This window comes from Dorea acetigenes, from assembly GCF_025567385.1.
GTDB lineage: Bacteria > Bacillota > Clostridia > Lachnospirales > Lachnospiraceae > Claveliimonas > Claveliimonas acetigenes.
In genome coordinates this window covers 24,174-47,188 of the sequence record NZ_JAOQJU010000007.1, presented here as the reverse complement: position 1 = coordinate 47,188, position 23,015 = coordinate 24,174, and the positions used below count along the sequence as shown (strand labels likewise).

The 23,015-nt window shown below is 46.0% G+C and carries 15 protein-coding genes and 1 tRNA gene; 15 read left to right on the top strand and 1 reads right to left on the bottom strand.

The features are described 5' to 3' along the window. Window positions 1-36 precede the first annotated feature (36 nt). Window positions 37-121: transfer RNA gene (locus OCV99_RS07915), tRNA-Leu, on the top strand. Window positions 122-376: 255 nt separating this feature from the next. On the opposite strand, the gene OCV99_RS07910 is transcribed toward OCV99_RS07915, so the two are convergent. After that, window positions 377-1,738: an MATE family efflux transporter gene (locus OCV99_RS07910; protein WP_158369556.1), complete on the bottom strand. Its 1,362-nt coding sequence runs from the start codon at window positions 1,736-1,738 to the stop codon at window positions 377-379. Window positions 1,739-1,876: 138 nt separating this feature from the next. On the opposite strand from OCV99_RS07910, the gene OCV99_RS07905 reads away from it, so the two are divergent. The 14 genes from OCV99_RS07905 (at window position 1,877) to OCV99_RS07840 (ending at window position 23,002) form a co-directional block, all read left to right on the top strand. Next, window positions 1,877-2,857, top strand: a complete 981-nt coding sequence (locus OCV99_RS07905; RefSeq protein ID WP_158369555.1) for a glycosyltransferase family 2 protein — start codon at window positions 1,877-1,879, stop codon at window positions 2,855-2,857. After that, on the top strand, window positions 2,772-4,076 hold the full coding sequence (locus OCV99_RS07900) for a glycosyltransferase family 4 protein (protein ID WP_262575205.1): 1,305 nt from the start codon (window positions 2,772-2,774) through the stop codon (window positions 4,074-4,076). The genes OCV99_RS07905 and OCV99_RS07900 overlap by 86 nt, the downstream gene beginning before the upstream one ends. Then, window positions 4,066-6,969, top strand: coding sequence for a rhamnosyltransferase WsaF family glycosyltransferase (locus tag OCV99_RS07895; protein WP_262575220.1), 2,904 nt, complete (start codon window positions 4,066-4,068; stop codon window positions 6,967-6,969). The genes OCV99_RS07900 and OCV99_RS07895 overlap by 11 nt, the downstream gene beginning before the upstream one ends. After that, window positions 6,956-7,867, top strand: a complete 912-nt coding sequence (locus tag OCV99_RS07890) for an NAD-dependent epimerase/dehydratase family protein (protein ID WP_158369552.1) — start codon at window positions 6,956-6,958, stop codon at window positions 7,865-7,867. Before OCV99_RS07895 ends, OCV99_RS07890 begins: the two co-directional genes overlap by 14 nt. Beyond that, window positions 7,797-9,284 carry a rhamnan synthesis F family protein gene (locus OCV99_RS07885; RefSeq protein WP_158369551.1) on the top strand — a complete coding sequence of 496 codons (1,488 nt, stop codon included), beginning with the start codon at window positions 7,797-7,799 and terminating at the stop codon, window positions 9,282-9,284. The genes OCV99_RS07890 and OCV99_RS07885 overlap by 71 nt, the downstream gene beginning before the upstream one ends. Beyond that, on the top strand, window positions 9,265-11,682 hold the full coding sequence (locus tag OCV99_RS07880) for a glycoside hydrolase family 99-like domain-containing protein (RefSeq protein ID WP_262575204.1): 2,418 nt from the start codon (window positions 9,265-9,267) through the stop codon (window positions 11,680-11,682). The genes OCV99_RS07885 and OCV99_RS07880 overlap by 20 nt, the downstream gene beginning before the upstream one ends. A 94-nt stretch (window positions 11,683-11,776) precedes the next feature. Then, complete coding sequence (gene pap, locus OCV99_RS07875) at window positions 11,777-13,276, top strand: polyphosphate:AMP phosphotransferase (protein ID WP_158369549.1); 1,500 nt, start codon at window positions 11,777-11,779, stop codon at window positions 13,274-13,276. A gap of 16 nt (window positions 13,277-13,292) precedes the next feature. After that, window positions 13,293-14,300 (top strand): deoxyguanosinetriphosphate triphosphohydrolase, encoded by a 1,008-nt coding sequence (locus OCV99_RS07870; RefSeq protein ID WP_158369548.1) that lies wholly within the window; start codon window positions 13,293-13,295, stop codon window positions 14,298-14,300. A gap of 105 nt (window positions 14,301-14,405) precedes the next feature. Next, window positions 14,406-16,181, top strand: coding sequence for a DNA primase (gene dnaG / locus OCV99_RS07865; protein WP_158369547.1), 1,776 nt, complete (start codon window positions 14,406-14,408; stop codon window positions 16,179-16,181). Window positions 16,182-16,220: 39 nt separating this feature from the next. Next, window positions 16,221-17,336 (top strand): RNA polymerase sigma factor RpoD, encoded by a 1,116-nt coding sequence (gene rpoD, locus OCV99_RS07860; protein WP_158369546.1) that lies wholly within the window; start codon window positions 16,221-16,223, stop codon window positions 17,334-17,336. Between the two features lie 13 nt (window positions 17,337-17,349). Further along, window positions 17,350-18,045: a tRNA (adenine(22)-N(1))-methyltransferase gene (locus tag OCV99_RS07855; RefSeq protein ID WP_158369545.1), complete on the top strand. Its 696-nt coding sequence runs from the start codon at window positions 17,350-17,352 to the stop codon at window positions 18,043-18,045. Window positions 18,046-18,064: 19 nt separating this feature from the next. Continuing rightward, window positions 18,065-18,844: a Nif3-like dinuclear metal center hexameric protein gene (locus OCV99_RS07850; protein ID WP_158369544.1), complete on the top strand. Its 780-nt coding sequence runs from the start codon at window positions 18,065-18,067 to the stop codon at window positions 18,842-18,844. A gap of 28 nt (window positions 18,845-18,872) precedes the next feature. Next, window positions 18,873-20,534 (top strand): nucleoside kinase, encoded by a 1,662-nt coding sequence (locus OCV99_RS07845; protein WP_158369543.1) that lies wholly within the window; start codon window positions 18,873-18,875, stop codon window positions 20,532-20,534. A 455-nt stretch (window positions 20,535-20,989) separates the two neighbouring features. Next, the gene (locus OCV99_RS07840) at window positions 20,990-23,002 is read left to right on the top strand and encodes a hypothetical protein (RefSeq protein ID WP_262575203.1); all 2,013 of its coding nucleotides are present in this window, start codon (window positions 20,990-20,992) and stop codon (window positions 23,000-23,002) included. Window positions 23,003-23,015 lie beyond the last annotated feature (13 nt).

Sequence of the window (23,015 nt, the reverse complement as noted above, 5' to 3'; positions counted from 1 at the left end):
AGCAGTCCTCTTATATACTTAATTACATATTGATAGGCGGAAGTGTCGGAACTGGCAGACGAGCAAGACTAAGGATCTTGTAAGCATTGCGCTTGTGTGGGTTCAAGTCCCATCTTCCGCATTGACAGAAAGAGAGCTATTCGATTTTATTTTATAAATCGAATAGCTCTTTTAATGAAATTCCAGAAGTTTCACTATATAACCTCGCTTTCTATTGAATTTTAGATAAGTCCCTCTATTTCATTGGACCGACCTCCTGTTTTTTGAAGTTTTCTCTTCTTTTGTTATCCCTATTTTAAGTTATTGAATAGAAAATGTCAAGAAGATTTTGAAATATTTTTTTTGAAAATATAAATTATCTAAATATTCATGCAATTTATCGCGAGTAATTGTCTGCATTGTGTGCTTTCCTGTAGAAATAGTATGGTGCCAGAAGCAGTATGGTGGCGCCCCAGGCGAGAGGGTAGCTGATAAGGATGGTAGACAGCTCTTGACGGATAGGAACCATAATCAGGATCCAAGGGAGACGGACGCCGCAGACGCCGCCCAGGGTAATCAGAGTTGGTATCAGTACATCGCCTATTCCGCGCAGTGCTCCTGAGAGGATTTCTACAAAGATGAAGATGGCATAACTTGGGACGATATGCAGCAGCATATAAGTTCCGATGGATATGACATTTGGGTCATCTGTAAACAGATAAAATAAAGGTTTTGCAAAAAGCATCAGGAAGACCAGGATGGAGCCGCAGATTGCAAGTGACATTCCCAGGCAGGTGCGCACGCTCTGATATACCCGGTTCATTTTCCCGGCGCCGTAATTCTGACCGGTGAAAGTGGTAATGGCGATTCCGAACGCGCCGCTGACTGCCCAGAATATCATATCCATTTTTCCGAATGCCGCCCACGCCGCAGCGGTATCTGTCCCGAAGCTGTTGATGGCGGTCTGTATAATAATATTGGTAAGACCGTACATGCACGCTTGGAGACTGCTTGGAAGGCCGATGCGCAGTTCTGATTTTAATATGGGCAGATAAAGCCGTATCCGGCGTATCTGCAGCTGGATATCTTCGTAGGAAAACATCAGCGTCCTGGTGACAAGCACGGCGCTGACTGCCTGGGATATGACGGTAGCGATTGCTGCCCCGGCGATTCCCATTTTGAAAACGATAACCAAAAGGATGTCCAGCGCGATGTTCAGAAAACAGCAGAACATCAGGTAATAAAGCGGTCTTTTGGAGTCTCCGATGGCACGCATGATACTGGAACCCATGTTATAGACCAAAGTGGCAATGATTCCCAGAAAATAGATGCGCAGGTAGAGGACAGAGTCCCCCATAATAGCTTCCGGTGTTTTGGTGACAGCCAGCAGCCATGGCGTCGCAAACCAGCCGACGATGCTGATTAGAATGCTTACGATGATCGAAAATGCATAGGCAGTATGGAGGCTTCTGTGCAGGTTCATGTAATCCTTTGCTCCGAAGAACTGTGAGATAATTACGGTGGCTCCGGAAGATAGGCCTGTAAAAAAGGAAAAGACCTGATAGGTGATGACAGAAGCGGAGCCACCTACGCTTGCCAGCGCTTCTTTTCCGACAAATCGCCCTACAATGACGGCGTCTGCAGTATTATATAACTGTTGAAATAAGGTCCCGATTACAATCGGAAAAAAGAACAGCAGTAATTGTTTCCAGATAATTCCCTCCGTAATCTGGTTCTTTCCGTTTTTCTCCTTTGTCATGACATCCCACTCCTTTCTCTTCTATAATTATATCATCGTCAGGGAGAGGGTGTACAGATATAATTCATAGGGATTTGCCTGGTTGAAATGAGTAATTATTAATGGTACAATAACAGGAAGTGTGAAGGAGTTTTGAAAATGGATGTCTCGATTGTTATACCAACCAAGAATGCCGGGAAGCTTTTGAACCGTGTGCTTGCCATGGTGTTCCGGCAGAAAACAGAATATAGTTATGAGGTTATTTGTGTGGATTCCGGTTCCGGGGATGAGACGCTTGGAATTATCCGCAGTTACCCCTGCCGGTTATTCGAGATTCCGGCGTCTGAGTTCGGGCATGGAAGGACAAGGAACTATGGCGCAGCACAAGGAAATGGGACATACATTGTGTTTCTTACGCAGGATGCCCTTCCGGCGTCGGAAGACTGGCTTCAGAATCTGGTGGATGCTATGCAAATAGAAGATGGAATAGTGGGAGGATTTGGAATCCATTTGCCATACCCGGATTGCAATATATTTGATAAGAGAGATTTAAAAGCGCATTTTGATAATTTTGGACAGGAAAATACGGTTTACTGGCTGGATGATGAGGAGCGCTACAGGTCGGAAGAAGGCTATCTGCATAAGCTGGCGTTTTTTTCCGATAATAATGCATGCCTGCGCAGAGATGTCTGGGAGAAATATCCGTATCCGGATGTGGATTTTGCCGAAGATCAGATATGGATGCGCAAAATGATTGAGCTGGGATATAAGAAGGTGTACTGCCCTTATGCTCCGGTCTATCATTCCCATAATTTTCCTCTGCGAGAGTATTATGGACGTTATTTTGATGAATACAGAGGTCTGAACCGGATTCACGGTTATGTGATTTCTGATTCTTGGATGAAACTTCCACTTCTGGTTATTAGGCATACATTGGCAGATCTGCGATATGTCCGCTCCCTGCCGCTTAAAAGGAAGGAGAAGTTTTCCTGGCTTTTATATTCTGCCGGACGCAATTATTGCCGGTACTATGCCGGATATAAAGGAGGAAGATATGACAGATTTTCAAGGAGAAGGCAGGAAAGGTGGGACAGAAGAATATCGCAGCAATACAAACAGAGAAAGGGTCAGGGGGTATAGAGATATGAAGGAATTTGTTATAAAGGGAATCCGCTTTGTGAGACGGAGAGGAATCAGGGGAGTTGCTGAGAAGTTCCATCTTGCCCCCAGGAAAAATGAATTTCTGAAGCATTATGAATTTTTGACGACTGAGAAGCGTGTTCCGTTTAATCAGGCAGAATACGAAAAACATAAAAATGATGAGGTTAAGATTCTGAACTGGATTATTCCGGAGATGGGGGAAGGATCCGGCGGGCATATTAATATTTTCCGGTTTGTTTCGTTTTTAGAGGATATGGGATTCCACAGCAGGCTGTATCTTGTATTGTCTCCTACCTATCGGAATGATAACAAGGGATTTCGGAAGAGACTTTCGGAGATGTTTCCCATTCTTGACAGCCGGGTGGAAGCTTTCTGGGATATCAGAGAGGCGGAGTTTGCTCATGCAACCATTGCTACTGCCTGGCAGACGGCTTATTTTGTGAAGAATTTTGATAATACCATTTCTAAATTCTACTTTGTGCAGGATTATGAGCCTTACTTTTTCCCAATGGGTTCTTTCTATCAGTTTGCAGAAGATACTTACCGGTTCGGGTTCCGGGGAATTACGGCTGGCGATTGGCTGAAGGATATGCTGGAAGAGCGGTATGGGATGAAGTGTGACAGTTTTAGTTTTTCTTATGATAAGGAATTGTATAGAGAGCATAAGAAGACGGGAAATGAAAAAAAAGTATTTTTTTATGCACGGCCGGTGACAGAACGCCGGGATTTTGAGATTGGGATGCTGGCACTTTCTGAGCTGTGCAGCCGTATGCCGGAGGTAGAGGTGCTTTTGGCCGGTTGGGATGTGTCCTATCTTGAGATCCCGTTCCGGCATCAGAATCTGGGAATTGTAAGTATGGGGCAATTGTCGGAAATCTACGGGCAGTGTGACTTGTGTATGGTACTTTCTAATACAAACTTGTCATTATTGCCTCTTGAAATTATGGCGTCCGGCTCGGCGGTGGTTTGTTCAAAAGGAGAGAACAGTACCTGGCTTGTAAGTGAAGAGAATGCTGTGTTGGTGGAGTATGATCCGGCAGACATAGCGGATAAGATGGAATACTATCTGAAGCATGAAGAGGCGCTGGAGAAAATCAAAGACCAGGGAATTGCATTTGCAAAAACAACTTCCTGGGAAGCGGAAGCGAAGAAGGTGCGGGATGCTTTGAAGAAGGGAATTGAAGAAGATGCAGGATAAGGGAATACAGAGGGTAGAGGCCGTGTCAGAAGCGGGGATACAGCTTGACAGATTGGATTGGAAGCGGGAGAATCCGGCGATAGCCGTTCAGATACACGTATTTTTTACAGAGGTTATAGGAGAGCTTTTGGAAGCAGTGAATGCCATTCCCTATGCTTATGATTGCTATATTTCAACCGATACAGCGGAAAAGAAGAAGCGGATTGAGGAAGAATTTGTCCCGCACTGCACAGCCGGGCAGATCCGGATAGAAATTTTTCCGAATAGAGGAAGAGATGTTGCGCCTTTCCTTATGCAGATGAAAGACGTGATAAATGATTATAAATATATCGCCCATCTGCATACGAAGAAATCTGAGACGGTAGATTTCGGAGATCAGTGGAGACGGTTTTTGTATGAAAATGTCTGCGGCGGAAGAGCGTATCTTTTGGCGTTGTTTGAGCGGATGGAGAGGGAGGATAAGCTGGGGCTTATCATCCCGCCATTTTATCCGGTGATTGAAAAGGGAGCCAAGTGGGCAGGAACGAAGAGTGAAATAGAGCTTATCTTAAAACGTGTCGGAGGAAATGTTTTGCTGCCGAAAGAGCCGGTATTTCCGGCGGGAACGATGTTCTGGGCGAAAACAGCAGCGGTGCGGCCGCTTTTTGAATTGGGATACACCCAGGAGGATTTTCCCGATGAGGCAGGGCAAGTGAACGATACCCTTGCCCATGTGATAGAGCGGATTTGGGTTTACCTTGCCGAAGGGCAGGGCTATACGTATCGGATCTGCCGAAATGCGATAGAAGAGAAGAAAGAGGAAGAAGCTTGTGAGGCGCCGCAGAGCCGAATTATGCTGTATGCCCATTATGACAGAGAAGACCGGGTTTCCGATCTGGATCTGGAATCTCTGAAGGCAATGCGCAGCGATGTGGACGAGCTGGTATTTATTTCCAATTCCAGGCTTACGGAAAAGGAGAAAAAGAAGGTTGCCGGGGTTTCGGACCGGGTTTGGCTTCGGGAGAACAAAGGTTATGATTTTGGCGCCTGGAAGTATGGAATGGAGAGGCTGGGGTTCGATTATCTGGCAGAGTTCGGGCAAGTGATTCTTATGAATAATTCCAGCGTAGGACCTATTTACGGGCTGAAAATGGTCTTTGACAGGATGCGCAGAGAACAGAAGGATTTCTGGGGGATTACGTTGTATCCATATTGTGCCGACGGTTCTTTCATTAACGAACCTTACATTCCGGAACACATTCAATCCTATTTTGTCGTATTCAACCAGAATGTAGTGCAGTCGGAGGTTTTTCGGAATTTTTGGAAGGAATATCGTCCTTCCGATGATTTTACAGAGACGGTTGCCCGTGGGGAGACGAAGCTAACGCCAATGCTGGTGCAGGGAGGTTTTACTTATGGCGCGTATCTGCCGGAGAGCCGGGATCTGGTACAGTGGTTCCAGACAGGACAGCCCCAGAATGAGCTGGCATATCAATATGCGGTTCTGGGTTCACCGTTTTTAAAGAAGAAGGCGGTTTATTTCCTTACAATAGAGAACCGTAAGAAGCTTCTGTCTTATCTGGAGCAGCTGCCGGTTCCGGAGTGTTATGCGGAATTTTTCAGCCAGATTCCGGAAGGAGCGGAAGGCGGCTCGAATACAGAGAAAAAGCCAGGCCTGATGCTTCGGGGTGCGCGGCTATTTCGGCGGGAAGGCATCCGGGGCGTATCCCGCAAATTGTATCACAAAACATATCAAAAACTACGTGGCCCGCAGCCACAGCCGGAAAAGAGTAAATTGATAGAGTATTATACATTTGCAACGAACAGAACGCCGATTCCTCTTAACCGGGAGGAATACGAGACTCATAGGGAAGATTCAGTCAAGATTTTGAACTGGATCATTCCGGATATGGGGGAGGGATCCGGCGGGCATATTAATATGTTCCGCTTTATATCCAGGTTGGAGGATATGGGATTTCACAGCAGATTGTATCTGTTCCAGTCGCTTCTGTATCAGGACGATGCACATATTCGTGGATTTCTTGCTGAGAAGTTCCCGATGCTGGACAGCAGGGTAGAGGTTTATCAGGATGTGTCCAGTATGGGATTTGCTCATGGGACGATAGCTACCTTCTGGCAGACGGCGTATTATCTGAGGCGGTTTGAAAATACCTTGTCTAAGTTTTATTTTATCCAGGATTATGAACCGGCCTTTTATGCGCCGGGTTCTGATTATGAACTGGCAGATGCCACTTACCGTTTTGGTTTCCGTGGCATTACGGCAGGCGATTGGCTGAAAGAACTGATGACAGAAAAATACGGAATGCAGGCGGACAGTTTTGGCTTTTCTTATGACAGGGATACGTATGTGAGGAAAGAGAAAAAAAGTCTTAAGAAGCGAGTCTTCTTTTATGCAAGGCCGGTGACGCCGCGCCGGGATTTTGAGATTGGTTTTCTTGCTCTGCAGGAACTTTGCAGCAGAAGAAAGGATGTAGAAATTATCTTTGCGGGGTGGGATGTCAGCGATTATGTCATTCCATTTCCCCATAAAAATCTGGGAATCCTGCCGGTATCCAGGCTGTCGGAGGTCTATGCGGATTGTGAATTGTGCCTGGTTCTTTCCCATACGAATCTGTCTTTGCTTCCGCTGGAGATAATGGCATCGGGGTCGGTGGCAGTCTGTTCAAAGGGACGTAACAGTTCCTGGCTGGTGAATGAGACGAATGCAGTTCTTGTAGAATATAGTGTGAAAGATATTGCAGATAAGCTGGAGTATTATCTGACACATGAAAGAGAGCTGGAAGAGATCAGAGAGAGAGGAATCGCATTTGCGCAGTCTACCTCGTGGGATAAGGAGGCTGAAAAGGTAAGGGATGCGCTTCTGAAGGGAATAACGGAAGATGAAGAAAAGTAAAATCCTTATATTCGGGGGCGGTGGTTTCATAGGAAGGAACCTTGCAGGTACCCTGGCGGACCGGGGGGATTTGGTTTATAGCTTTGATAAAGCCATACCAGAGAAAAGAGATAGAAGAATAGAATATATAGCGGGAGATTTTTTTGACGATGACCATTTGGATGATGCGCTTGAGGGAAAGGATGCAGTCATTCATGCTGTCAGTACGGTTAATCCCGGCAATTCTAATAAACGCTATATGCAGGGATATGGCAGAGACTTTGTGCAGTCTGTAAAGCTGTGTGAGAAGGTCCTTTGTAATCGGCAGCGGATGCTGTTCCTTTCGTCCGGCGGGACTGTATATGGGAATCAGGAGGCGCAGCCAATTACAGAAGAGTGTTTTCCATTGCCCATTAATCACTATGGAAATGTAAAGCTGTGTATTGAAAATGTAATCCGTACTTTTAATACACAGCTCCACACGAAAATGCGGATTGCCCGGATATCGAATCCCTATGGCCCGGGGCAGGATTATACGAAAGGAGTCGGGTTCGTAGATGCGGCGCTGAAGCGGGCAATGGAGGGGGAACCGATAGAAATCTGGGGAGATGGAGAGAATATAAGGGATTATGTTTATATAGAAGATGTCTGTGCTATGCTGGTAAGTCTCCTGGAATACAAAGGAGATGAAGAAGTCTTTAATATTAGTTCCGGTGAGGGAATGAGTCAGAAAATGGTTCTGGAAGCTATTCGGGAGCTTGGGCTTACTACAGAAATCCGGTATCTGGACAAGCGCAGCGTGGATCTGCCAAGGACGGTTCTGGACAACCGGAAAATCAGGGGGATTTATGATGGAAGAATACGGAGTTTTAAAGAAGGGCTGGAAGAATATTATCGGTATCTGCAGAAAGGAATATAGAGGAATTCCTTTTGTACCGGGTCCCTGTAAGACAGAGGTGACGGAGAATGTGCGGCCGATTCAGGAGATTCCCGGTCAGGAAAAGATACAGGGTTCGGTGGCGGTACAGCTCCACCTTTTTTATGAGGATCTTCTGGAAGAGTTTAAGTGGTATCTGAAGCAGATTCCCTTTCCTTTTGATTTGTTTGTGTCTTGTCAGGAAAATGCAGACATACACAGGATAAAAAAGGTTCTGTCGAAACTCTCTCATGTGGGAAAGGTGGAAGTACGGCAGATCCCGAACCGGGGCAGAGATATTGCTCCGGTTTATATCTGGTTTCGCAGAGAATTACAGTCCTATGATTATTTCCTTCATATCCATTCTAAGAAATCCCTGTTTACCGGGAAGGAACAGACGGACTGGCGGAGACAGTCTTTGAATGCGCTGCTGGGAAGTCCGAATATGGTAAAGAGAATCCTGTATTTGCTGGAGCAGGAAGAAGACATCGGCTTAGTATTCCCGGAATATTTTAAAGAACTTACGATGTATCATTCTTCCTGGCTGACCAATGAGATGCAGGGAAGGGCATTTATGGAGGAATATGGCCTGCACATGGAAGGAAGCCTGTTCCAGTATCCGGTGGGAAGTTTCTATTGGGCAAAGACGAAGGCGCTGCAGCCACTTTTTGACCGAGCGTACACTATTGAGGAATTTCCACGGGAAGAAGGACAGGTGGACGGCACGCTTCTTCATGTGATCGAGCGGGGAATCGGGGTAATGGCAGGAAGCAGAGGCTGCCGGAGCGTACTTGTGGATACGGACGAGGGTGTGTTCCGCTTTCGTAAGAGCGTAAAGCTGTTTCGGGATTATCTTTCCGGAGACTGCCGGACGCTGCAAGAAAAGTTAAGCTCCTATCAGACCGTCTGTTTTGATTTGTTCGGCACTTTGGTGACAGAGGCACAGTGGGAGGAAAATATTTTCCCGCGTTATGAGATACGGAAAATTGTGGAATGCTTGTTAAACCGGGGAAAAACGGTTATCTGCCGGATTCCTGCCGGTTATTCCGGGCAGAAAGCGGAAGAAATCCTGGAACGCTGCGGATACTGTGCCGGAAAAATCATCCTGGTACCGGAAGAAATCGGGCGGGAGATTCCGTCGGCGCTGCCGGCGGACAGCATTTATGTGACAGATCGTACGTTTCGTTATTGGGAAGCTGTCTATGGGAAAGGGCAGGAGACAGTATGGCTGATGAACCCGAAGGATGCATATGTTTTGTCTGACGATTATGATAAATACAAAGAGATGTGGGACATCCCTGAAAAACGCCGGAAGCTGGAGGAGAGGATTAACGGATGCTGGTATAACTCGCCTTTTGCCTTAGAAGGGCCGGAAGGGATGACAGGAAAGGAAGTTGAGCATGATTACATGCCGGATTAATGGGAAAAAATTGGCAGTAGATGCCAGGGGGAAGGAAAAGCTGTTCTGTATGGAAGTTTCCGTGAGTGGAATCGGGGACAGTGAGATAGAGATTGGTGTAGAAGGGATGTATCCTTATTCCGTGAAATACGTGCCGGATGGGGAGAAGGGGGAGCTTTCTTTTTCAGTAGAAGTTGTCCTGCCGCTTCTGGAAGAAAAGCTTGTTCTTCTGATTAAGAAGGACGGACGGATGAAAAAGAAAAAAGTGAAGGCAAAGGGCGTCAAGATTGAACAGTGGACGTTGGATAAAAGCATTCTTCTCTGCATGATGTCGGGGAATGTGGAAAGAAAGGTTTTCTATGATATGGATGAGGCGGCGTATCTTACCACCCGGAAACAGTGGGTACTGAAGGGGTGGTTTGTTTCTGCTTACAAAGACAGCCGGATCTGCTGTCGGACTCCGGAGGGGGAGCAGGAACTTAAGTTTTACCGGAGAAGAGATGTGGAAAGTCTGGGCATTCTGGAGCAGCCGGAAATCCTTACCGGATTTTCCCTGACCTGCAGTCCGGGGAAAATCCTGCATCTGTGTATCGGAGATAGAGAGCACGGGTACAATAAAATTCATGTGCCCACAGACAGGCTTCTTTCTTATTATCATATCCGTATTGAGCAAATAGACAGAGAGGAAGCAGAGCGCAGATATGGTGAAAAAGGCATTACCTATAAGGAACAGATGGTGGAAACCGCATTCTGGGAGAGACAGTGGAACAATACAGGCTACCATTTTGAGAAAAAGGAAGGACTTCCTTGTGAAAGCAAGTCAAAATTGAGTGTAATTGTGGCAGTCAACGAGAAAAAATGGATAGATAAGATTATACAGGACAGGCAGAGCTGGAAACATGACAATATAGAACTTATCTTTGCAGGGAAGGATCTGCCGGAAGAGAATCTGCCGGGAGGATGTAAGAGCGTGTCCGGAAAAGGCGGCAAGGAAGAACTTCTTCTGCAGGGATTCCGGTATGCCTCCGGTGATTATGTAACATTTTTAGACCAGGAAGATGAAATGGAGCCGGAGTATCCGGGATATGGAAGCCGTTTGCTGGACGGAGATGTTAAGGCAGGTTTCGTCTATTCCGATTATGATTTTAATGATAAAGGAGAGTATCTTATAAAGGTCAGACGACTTTATGATATTGATGCAGAAAATAAGGAGCTTTTCTGGACCGGAGTTATATTCCGCCGTGAGCTTTGCAGGGAGTGCGGTTCATTGGGGGCGATGCGGGATGTCCTCCTTGGGAGCAGGGGAATTTACAACGATGAAGTACTGCTGCATTATGCCTGTGTGCCGGATACCTGGGGAAAAAAGAAAGGGATGCCGATTGCCTTCTATCTGCCGCAGTACCATATTACGGAAGAAAATAATAAGTGGTGGGGCGAAGGATTTACGGAATGGACGAATGTGAAGAATGGGAAACCCCTCTATGAAAACCATCATCAGCCGAGGATTCCGGGAGAGCTGGGATACTATGATCTGACTGAAGATATGGATATGCAGAGAAGACAGGTTGCCCTTGCAAAAGAGTATGGGATATATGGTTTCTGTTTCTATTATTATTGGTTTGAAGGGAAGCGGCTTTTAAGGAAACCGTTGGATCAATATTTGGAAAGGAAAGACTTAGATCTTCCTTACTGTATCTGTTGGGCAAATGAGAACTGGACAAGAAGATGGGATGGACAGGAGAAGGATATCCTGATGCAGCAGGTACACAATGCAGATACCGACGAAGCTTTTATCCGGGAAGTGATGCCTATGTTCCGGGATCCCAGGTATATTCGGATAGAAGGAAAGCCGGTGCTTCTTATCTATCGTTTCGGACTGTTTGAATATCCGGCGGAGACCATTGAAAGGTGGAGGAGAATCTGCAGGGAGGAAGGAATCGGAGAAATCCAAATTGCAATGGTTCAGGCATTTAAAGAATTGGACAACCGTGTCTATGGGGCCGATTTTTCCGTGGAATTCCCGCCGCATATGACGAATATGATGGATATGGAAGTGATTTTAGGAGAGGTGGGTCATCTCCATAAAAATTTTACGGGTCATTTATACAGTTACCGGAAAATGGTGGAGAGACTGCGGACTGTAGTAAAAAGGACGTACACTCTGTATCTGGGGTGTATGCTGGAATGGGATAATACGGCGAGAAGAAAGTACAACCCGGATATTTATGTGGATTTTACGCCGGAACTTTTCCGCATATGGCTAATCCGCAACCAGTTTTATGCAAGGCTTTACAACCCCGAACCGGTTACATTTATCAATGCATGGAATGAGTGGGCAGAAGGAACTTACCTTGAGCCGGACGAAAAATGGGGCAGAAAAAATCTGGAAATGGTAAAAGAAGTTGTGTCTTTGAAATAAAAGGCACAATTTTTTATGTTTTTGTAAAAAAATTATCGGAAATAGGATATAATGGACATAATAAAGGCAATCGCCGCAGAGAGGAGAAAGGCATATGCTTGAGAAGCTGGATTTAACAAAAAAAATGGACAAAGAAGAGTACAAGGAGAAAATGGAAGTCCTGGAGGTCAGGATTGGAAAACTTCAGCGAGAATGTAAGGAGTTGGGGATTCCTGTCATGATTGCATTTGAAGGTTACGGAGCATCGGGAAAGGGCGTACAGATTGGGAAGCTGATACAGGCTCTCGACCCCAGAGGATTTGAGGTATATGCCGTAAAGACGGAGACCGAAGAAGAGAGGATGCATCCGTTTATGTGGCGTTTCTGGACGAAGATGCCTGCTAACGGACGGATTGCTATTTATGACAGTAGTTGGTACAGGAAAGTCCTGGTAGACCGATTTGATAAGAGGACGAAGAAGAAAGAGCTTCCGGCAGCGTATGATTCGATCTGTTCTTTTGAAAAGCAGCTGACCGACGGCGGAATGGTTTTGATTAAGATTTTTCTTGCTATTGATAAAAAAGAACAGAAGAAACGCTTCCGAAAACTTATGGATTCTGAGGATACGGCATGGCGTGTCAGCGAAGGGGATCTGAAAAGAAATAAAGAATTTGAGAAATATGAGCAAATGAATGAAGAGATGCTTGTGCGGACGGATACGGATTATGCCCCGTGGAATATTGTAGAGGCAACCGACAGAAGATTCGCCACTGCGAAAATTTATTCGATTATTATAGAAACTCTGAGCAAGAAGATAAAAGAGGTGCAGAAGGCGAAAGAATCTGCAGAAAGGGAACCTCTTGAGAAGACAAAGGGTACATTGGTAGATAATATCCTTGCGCAGGCGGATCTTACAAAGACGGTTACGAGAGAGGAGTATAAGGAACGGATTGAGAAATTGCAGGATAAGATTGAGAAACTTCACGGGGAGCTTTACAGGCGGAGAATCCCGGTAGTCCTTGGATTTGAAGGCTGGGATGCGGGAGGAAAAGGAGGCGCTGTGAAGCGGCTGACGGCGAAAATGGATCCCAGAGGATTTGTCGTTCATCCGACGGCGTCACCCAATGATATTGAACGGGCGCATCATTATCTGTGGCGTTTCTGGACGGCTATGCCGAAGGCAGGGCATGTTGCCATCTTCGACCGCACCTGGTATGGAAGAGTGATGGTCGAGCGGATTGAAGGTTTCTGCACGAAGGATGAATGGCAGAGAGCTTACAAGGAAATCAATGATATGGAGAGAGATTTAACGAACGCAGGAGCAATTGTCCTCAAATTCTGGATGCAGATTGATAAGGATGAGCAGGAGCGCAGGTTTAAGGCACGTCAGGAAAATCCTGAGAAGCAGTGGAAGATTACGGATGAGGACTGGCGCAACCGTGAGAAGTGGGATCAATATGAGGTGGCGGTTAATGAAATGCTTATGAAGACGTCTACGACATCGGCTCCGTGGATTGTAGTAGAAGGAAACTGCAAATATTATGCAAGGATCCGGGTTCTTGAGTCGGTGATTGAAGCGATAGAAGAGAGATTGAAAAAGGAACAGGAATCATAAAGGGGGCTTTCTTATTATGACAATACGGGAAGAACTTGAGCTTAGGGAAATGGCCTATCTAAGCCCTTATGCGGTTTTGAGTAAGAATTCAAAAGGAAGGAAGAGAAAAGAGCCGGAATGTGATCTCCGTCCCGTATTCCAGCGGGACAGAGACCGTATTCTTCATTGCAAGTCCTTCCGCAGGCTGAAGCAGAAGACTCAGGTATTCCTGTCCCCGACAGGAGACCATTACCGTACCCGTATGACACATACGCTGGAGGTGGCACAGACTGCCCGTACGATTGCGAAGGCGTTAAGGCTGAACGAAGATTTGACGGAAGCTATTGCATTGGGACATGATTTGGGACATACACCTTTTGGACATGCGGGAGAAAGGGCGCTGAATGATATTTGCCCGGAAGGATTCCGGCATAATGAGCAGAGCGTCCGGGTAGTGGAGATTTTAGAAAAGCAAGGAGAAGGATTGAATCTGACAGAAGAAGTGGTGGATGGGATTCTGAATCACAAATCCAGCGGGACTCCGCATACATTGGAGGGAAAGATCGTACGTCTGTCCGATAAAATTGCTTATATCAATCACGATATTGACGATGCCATTCGCGGAGGAATACTGAAAGAAGGAGATCTGCCGGGAGAATATACGGCTTTGCTTGGCAACTCTACCCGTACGCGCCTGAATACGTTAATCCATGATGTGATTACCCACAGTATGAATCAGCCGGATATTAGGATGTCAGAAGAGGGGAAAGCGGCAATGACAGGACTCAGACAGTTTATGTTTGCAAATGTGTATAGAAATCCGGCGGCAAAGGGAGAAGAAGAAAAAGCAATACATATGATTACGAATCTTTATGAATACTATGTCCGGAATCCAAAACTTCTGCCGAAAGGATATCTTGATACGGTGGAGCGAAGAGGCGAGAGTAAGGAACGGGCAGTCTGCGATTATATTGCAGGAATGACGGATTCTTATGCTGTAAAAAAATTCCAGGAATATTTTATTCCAGAATCCTGGCAAAAATAAAGGAAATGAGAAAGTTTTGTCGAATATAATATAATGAGGGCAGATTTATCCCTCACAGAAAATAGGAAGAATCAGTTCTTTCCTATTAAAAAGGATGTAGTCAGCATGTATTACTCTGAAGAATTGATTGAAGAGGTTCGGTTAAAAAATGATATTGTAGATGTGATTTCCGGTTATGTGAAGCTGCAGAAAAAGGGAAGCTCCTATTTTGGACTTTGTCCTTTCCACAATGAAAAGTCTCCGTCCTTTTCTGTCAGCAGGCAGAAGCAGATGTATTATTGCTTCGGTTGCGGAGAAGGAGGGAATGTATTTACATTCTTGATGGAGTATGAAAATTATTCTTTTACGGAAGCAGTGAAGGTGCTTGCCGACCGGGCGGGAGTGGAACTGCCAGAAGTGGAATATTCCAAAGAGGCGAGGGAACGGGCGGACCTAAAGTCTGCGCTTTTGGAAATCAATAAGCTTGCGGCGAAGTATTTCTATGCACAGTTAAAATCCCCTCAGGGGGAGAAGGCGTATACATATTTGAAGGACAGGCAGCTTTCGGATGGAACAATCACTGCTTTTGGGCTGGGGTACTCTAACAAATACAGTGATGATCTGTATAAGTATCTGAAGGCGAAAGGATATTCGGATCAGCTTCTTATGAAAGCCGGGCTGATTACCATTGACGAGAAGCATGGGGCTTATGATAAGTTCTGGAACCGGGTGATGTTTCCTATTATGGATGCCAATAACCGGGTCATCGGGTTTGGCGGAAGAGTCATGGGAGACGGAAAACCAAAGTATCTGAATTCGCCGGAGACGCCGGTATTTGACAAGAGCCGGAATCTCTATGGCCTTCATCGGGCAAGGAGTTCAAGGAAGCCGTATTTTCTGCTGTGCGAGGGTTATATGGATGTGATAGCGCTGCACCAGGCCGGATTTACTAATGCAGTAGCGTCCCTCGGGACGGCGCTTACATCGGGACATGCGTCACTGATTAAGCGGTATGTGGATGAGGTGTACCTGACTTATGACAGCGATGATGCCGGAACACGGGCGGCCTTGCGGGCAATGCCGATTTTGAAAGAGGTGGGGATTACAGCGAGGGTGATTCGTATGGATCCTTATAAAGATCCGGATGAATTTATAAAGAACCTGGGAGCAGAGGCATTTGAGGAGCGCATCAGCAAGGCAAGGAATGGATTTATGTTCGGGCTGGAAATTCTGGAGAGAGAATACGATATGAATTCTCCGGAGGGAAAGACTGCATTTATGTGTGAGGCAGCAAAGAGGCTGAATCAGTTTGACGAAGAGATCGAAAGAAATAATTACATAGAAGCAGTGGCGAAAAATTATCATGTGAATCCGCCTGACCTGCGCAAATTAGTAAGCAGAATGGCAGTGCAGACAGGGCTGGCGAAGCCGGTGGAACGTCCCAGAAGTACAGTGAACAGAGAGAAAGATAAAGAAGACGGCCAGCTTAAGTCTCAGAGAATCCTTCTTACCTGGATGATTGAGAAGGAAAGCATTTTCACCCAGATAAAGAAGTATATCGTCCCGGAAGATTTTACAGAGAACCTATATCGGACAGTGGCGAGGCTTCTTTATGAGCAGTACGATGCGAAAGCAGTGAACCCGGCGCAGATTATGAATCATTTTACGGAGGAAGAAGAACACCGGAAGGTGGCGGAGCTGTTCCACACGAAGATACAGAGCCTGTCTACGATACAGGAGCAGGAGAAAGCGCTGAAGGAAACGGTGATAAAGGTAAAGGAATACAGTATAGAGACGGCGGCAAAGGAACTGGAACCTACAGATATGAGAGGGCTGCAGAAGCTGATGGAAGCGAAGCGGACGCTGCAGGACCTTGAGAAACTGCATATTTCTATTAATTAAGGATAAAATATAAACAAGCAATGAGAGGATGGACATTACATGGAAGAGAATGTTGTAAAATTCGGGGAAAAGTTAAAAGAACTTGTAGCACTCGGAAAGAAGAAGAAAAGTATTCTGGAGATACAGGAAATTAATGACTTTTTCTCAGACATGGAACTGAATGCAGAGCAGATGGAGAAGGTATTTGAGTATCTGGAAGCGCAGAATATTGATGTGCTCCGCATCAGTGCAGATACAGCCGATGATGATGACGATATGGAGATCGTCCTTTCTGAGGAAGATGAAGTGGATATGGAGAAGATTGATCTGTCCGTCCCGGATGGAATCAGCATTGAAGATCCCGTCCGCATGTATCTGAAAGAAATCGGCAAGGTCCCGCTTTTGTCTGCGGAAGAAGAAGTAGAGCTTGCTAAGCGGATGGCTGACGGTGACGAAGAAGCGAAGAAACGTCTTGCAGAGGCCAATCTGCGTCTGGTGGTGAGTATTGCTAAGCGTTACGTAGGGCGGGGAATGCTCTTTCTGGATTTAATCCAGGAGGGAAACCTGGGGCTGATTAAGGCAGTGGAAAAGTTTGATTACCGCAAAGGATTTAAGTTCAGTACGTATGCTACCTGGTGGATTCGCCAGGCAATTACCCGTGCTATCGCAGATCAGGCAAGAACCATCCGTATTCCGGTTCACATGGTGGAAACCATCAACAAGTTAATCCGTGTATCCAGACAGCTTTTGCAGGAATTAGGGCGTGAGCCTACGCCGGAAGAGATTGCGGAAGAGTTGGACATGCCTGTAGAAAGGGTAAGAGAGATTTTAAAAATATCCCAGGAGCCGGTATCTTTGGAGACGCCGATTGGTGAAGAAGAGGACAGCCATCTTGGAGATTTTATTCAGGATGATAATGTGCCTGTACCGGCAGAGGCGGCAGCGGCAACGCTTTTAAAAGAACAGCTGGATGAAGTGTTGGATACCCTGACCGAGAGGGAACAGAAGGTACTCCGTCTTCGCTTCGGAATGAATGACGGACGCGCCCGCACGTTGGAAGAAGTGGGCAAGGAATTCGATGTAACGAGAGAGCGTATCCGCCAGATAGAGGCGAAAGCGCTCAGAAAACTCCGTCATCCGAGCCGCAGCAGAAAATTAAGAGATTATTTAGATTAAGAAAGAGGCGCCTATGGAACTATCAAAAAGACTTCATGCAGTTGCAAGTCTTGTGACAGAGGGCGCCTCTGTTGCAGATATTGGAACTGATCATGGTTATATTCCCATTTATCTTATCGAGAAAGGAATCAGCCCCAGAGCCATTGCTATGGATATTAACCGGGGGCCTCTTAAGCGGGCAAAAATACATATCCGGGAACGTGGAATGGAAGAAGTAATCGAAACCAGATTGTCGGATGGCCTGTCTGCCCTGCTGCCTGGGGAAACGGACACTATGATAGCGGCAGGTATGGGCGGCGGGCTGGTTATCCGGATCCTTGACGGGAATCCTGAAGTGACACAGAGTCTGAAGGAATTCATTCTGCAGCCCCAGTCTGAGATTAGGAAGGTCAGGGAATATCTGAGCCGGAATGGTTATCTTACCGTTGCGGAAGATATGGTGGAGGAAGATGGAAAGTTCTATCCTATGATGAAAGTGGTACATGGAAAAGAGAGTGTGCATGATGAAGCAGAGCTTCTTTATGGACGAAAGCTTTTAGAAGCGAGGCATCCGGTATTGTACAGATATCTGATGCGCGAAAAAGGGATGAAGCAGAAGATTCGGGAAGGTCTCCTTACACAGGGAGGCAGCCGGAGCCGGCAGCGCCTTATGGAGTTGGAAGAAGAACTGGCGCTTACAGAGCTGGCGCTGGAACGATACCGTATCTGACAGAAGGAGGAAGAGATATATGCTATGCAGAAAGATTATAGAAATTATAGAATCCGCATATCCGGGAAGCTATGCGCTGGAGTGGGACAATGTAGGGCTTCTTGCAGGCAGGGATGACAAAGAAGTGAAATATATTTATGTGGCGCTGGATGCTACGGATGAAGTGGTAGAAAATGCGGTCCACTCCGGTGCGGACATGCTGATTACGCATCATCCTTTGATTTTTTCCGGAATGAAACGGGTGAATAATCAGGACTTTATTGGAGCAAGGGTTCTGAAACTGATCCAGAACGACATATCCTATTATGCGATGCATACCAATTATGATGTAAAGGGGATGGCGGCTCTTTCCGGAGAAAAACTGTCGCTTGAGAATGCGGAAGTTCTGGAAGTAACCAGCGATGGAGATATCCCGGAAGGAATTGGAAGAGTGGCAGACATTTCTCAGACGATGACACTGCGGGAATGCTGTGAACTAGTGAAGGAAAGATTTGGACTGGATACGGTAAAGGTATTTGGAAATCTTCAGAAAGACGTCAGACGAATTGCCATTTCTCCCGGTTCGGGGAAAAGTATGATACCGGCGGCGCTGGAGAAGAAAGCAGATGTACTGATAACTGGAGATATCGACCATCATACAGGAATTGATGCGGTGGCGCAGGGGCTTGCTGTTATTGACGCAGGTCATTACGGAATTGAACATATTTTTATCGAAGATGTGGCAGGGTATCTGGGCAGCAGGATTGCCGGAGTGACGGTAGAAAAGGAAAAAATCCGTTCGCCCTTCGTTGTACTGTAATGGATAGGCAAAAAGGAGTGATGTTCCAATGGAAAAATATAGTGTGCAGGTAGAGGACCGCGTTGTGCAGTATGCGGCGGGGACTTCGTACCGTGAGATTGCAGCAGATTACCAGAAGAATTATGAAAATGATATTGTACTGGTAATTGTAAATGAAAGACTGCAGGAATTGCAGAAAACATTACAGGGTGATTGTACTATGCGTTTTATTACGACAGGGGATCCGATTGGGCATAAGACGTATAAGCGCAGTATGAATCTTTTGCTGGTAAAAGCAGTCTATGACGTATGCAATCATGCTGATATTGAGAAGGTGAGAATTCATTTTTCGGTGGGGGACGGATATTATTGTACGGTAGAAGGGGCTGTTCATGTAAATGAAGCCTTTTTAGAGAAAGTCAGGAAACGGATGCGGGAATTGGTAGAGATGGATATGCCGATTCACAAACGCACTATCCACACAGATGATGCAGTAGCGTTGTTCAGGCAGCATGGGATGCACGACAAAGAGAGGCTGTTTGAGTATCGCCGGGTTTCGAAAGTTAATATTTACAGTATGAATGAATTTGAAGATTATTACTATGGTTATATGGTGCCAAGCGCGGGATATCTGAAATATTTTGAGCTTTATCTTTATGATGAAGGATTTGTAGTGCAGATGCCCGGAAGAAAAAAACCGAAAGAGCTGGCGCCGTTCTGCCCGGCAAACAAGCTGTTTCAGGTATTGAAAGAGTCTACAAAATGGGGAGATATGCAGGGGATTGAGACGGTAGGTGCACTGAACGACGAGATAACCAGGAAGGATTTCCGGGAGATGGTGCTGGTGCAGGAAGCCATGCAGGAGAGCCAGATCTCTGATATTGCAGACAGGATCGCAGCAAAGCCGGAAGCGAAGTTCATATTGATTGCCGGGCCATCTTCTTCCGGAAAGACCACATTTTCCCACCGGCTTTCTATTCAATTAAAGGCAAAAGGGCTTGTACCCCATCCCATTGCCGTAGATAATTATTTTGTAGAGCGAGAGGATACTCCCCGGGATGAAAACGGAGAATATGATTTTGAGTGTCTGGAAACGGTCGATGTTCCATTGTTTAACAGACAGATGACAGAACTCCTTTCTGGTAAGGAAGTTGTATTGCCGGTCTTTAATTTCAAGACAGGACACAAGGATTTTTCCGGGAAACCGAAAAGACTGGGTGAAAATGATGTGTTGGTTATTGAGGGAATCCACTGCCTGAATCCCAAAATGACGGAGGCGCTCCCTCAGGAAAATAAGTTTAAGATATATATCAGTGCGCTGACACAGCTTAATATTGATGAACACAACCGGATACCGACCACAGACGGGCGGTTGATCAGGCGTTTGGTGCGTGACGCGCGTACCAGAGGAACCTGTGCAAAACGTACCATTGCCATGTGGCCGTCCGTAAGGAGGGGAGAGGAGCAAAATATTTTTCCTTATCAGGAAGAAGCGGATGTAATGTTCAATTCTTCTTTGATTTATGAGCTCGCGGTGCTGAAACAGTATGTAGAGCCGCTGTTATTCGGTATAGAGAAGGATTGCCCGGAATACCTGGAGGCGAAAAGACTTCTGAAGTTCCTGGATTATTTTGTGGGAATCGGAAGCGAGATTGTGCCAATGAATTCACTCCTTAGAGAATTTATCGGCGGAGGATGCTTTCAAGTGTAGTCGGTAACGGGAGGCGGCCGGATAGAGTGTGAAAATGAATTGACTATTGAAAAGAGAATAGAGGACGTGTATAATAATCAAAGTTAATGAAATAGTGAAGACGGGTTTTTATGGATTTTATGCTTTGTGCATAGGAAGATGGGTGCAATTCCCACGCAGGAACGCTACTGTGATAAGCGAGAGCTTTAAGTCAGGTCTATCTGTGGAAACTCTATGTCGACCTTTCGGACTCAAGGGTTGCAGTTGTCTGACGGATATGCTTTGTGTATTGCCATAAGTATTTTGGTGTACGTTTACTTATTATACCATTTTTACTAATCATAGTAGTATTGTTTTACACGGATATTGCGTATAGAGGAAGACCATTTGAGCCGGAAGGTTCTAATGGTCTTTTTTTGTGATACAGTCCGCTCGCGCGCAAGACGCAATCTTTTTTATTTAATTAAGGAGCAGAGATGAACAAAAAGAAAAAATATATAAAAATAATATCTTTCCTTTTGTTTGCCGCAATATTCATCTGTACAGTTGTATGGGGTAAAGCAGAGGAAAGGATAGAGCCGGAAAATCCGCTGGCAGAAGAGGCGGATTTTCTTCGGGTTGATATACGCCAGAAAAATGGCGGAAGCGCACAGTCAGAAGAGGCCGGGCTTACGGGAGAAGAGTCGCAAGAGGGAGAGACGCAGGAAGAAAAAGTCTCTGATAATCAGGACAGAGAGACGGATGAGGGACAGAAGAACGAATCTGACGAAGATTCCGATAAAGAGCAGAGTGAAAACCCCAGTGAAGATGCTGATAAAGAGCAGAGCGAAAAGCCCGGTGAAGATTCTGATGAAGGACAGGAAGAAAACCCCAGTGAAGCTCCCGATAAAGAGCAGGGAGAAAAGCTCGGTGAAGCTCTCGATAAAGAGCAGGGAGAAAAGCCCGGTGAAGATTCCGATGAAGGAAAGGGAGAGAATCCCGGCGATGATATAGATGACGGTAAAAAAGACAACCCCGGAGAGAATGGAGGCACAGAGATTGAGGATCCGGGAAATGGAGATGAGGACAACGAGAATGAACCCGGCCTGGTTACCGATCTTTATAATCGGATCATCACGGTTCCTGAGCTTGAGGAAGATAGATTTGAATTTTATGTATATTATTCTGACCCTTCGGTAAATGCCAATATCAGGGTGAATTATCGTCATAAAAATGACAAAGGATCCGGCACTTATCTGAAAGCAGAGCAGGAGAAGTATTATCAGGCAGAATTGTCGCTTGGAACAAACTATATTACGATTTATTTTACGGATAAAGACGGGAAAAGGAATTACACGAGATATGTAATTACATACCAGGCAGAAAAGGCAGCGGAAGAGAATCCGTCGGTAGGAGAGCATCCTCCGGTTATTACGACTACGTTTGACAATTGGGAGGGAGACATTAAGACGAATGAATTTACATTTATCGTTACCGCAAAGACCTGGAGAGGGGAAACCATCTATGCAGATAATATTGAAGTAAAGATGGATGGGCAGCCTATCACCAATCCTACCGGATCAGGCAATTATGAATATGTGCTTCAATTTGAGCGACCCAATGTAGGTGATTACAGTAATCATGTTGTGACGGTACTTGCATGGGATAATGAGGGGAATTCCCGGTGGGTGAAGTACGATATCCGTTATCATGCACATGATGAGGGAAATGAAATCGGAAATGTTTACGTTGTGATTGATGCCACAACGGTGGGCTGCGGAATTGTGGACGAATGTGAAATAGAAATAAAATCCGGAGATACGGCGGCTGTCGCGGTGCTGGAGGCGCTGGAACAGAATGGGTATGAAGTGTCTTATGGAGGAAATCTGCAGACGGAACTTTATTTAAGAAGCATCAGCAGGGCAGACGCCTTCCGGGGCTGCGAGATAGATTCCCGGCTGGGAACCTTGCTTGAACGGGACGGCGTGGCATTTACGCCAAAAGGAACCAGAGATAAGTTGGGAGAATTTGATTTTACGCAAGGTTCCGGATGGCTGTATTTTATAAATGGAACGCTCTGTCCCGGCAAGGCAATGTCTTCCTGGAAGCTGAACGGAGGCGAGACCATCAGTCTCAGGTATACGCTGGCATGGGGGAAGGATATGGGAGTTGCTTCTTATGATAAAGGAAGCCTGACCTCTTACTGTGCTGCATGGGTAGATGGAAGTATCCATGAACTGGGACATGATTTTGTGGAAACCGGACGTGTGGAAGCAGCCGAGGGGCAGGATGGATATATAGAATATACCTGTACAAAATGTCAGGAAGTGAAACAGGAGATTATAGAGGCTCCGGAGAACCCGGATCCGGAAGAACCAGAGAACCCGGAGGTTCCGGTGGATCCGGCTGAGCCGGAAAGACCGGAAGAACCAGAGGAACCGGAAAACCCAGAGGAGCCGGATGGTTCGGGAGAATCGGGTGATCCGGAAAACCCGCAGCCGGAGCAGTAAAGACCTGAGAAGG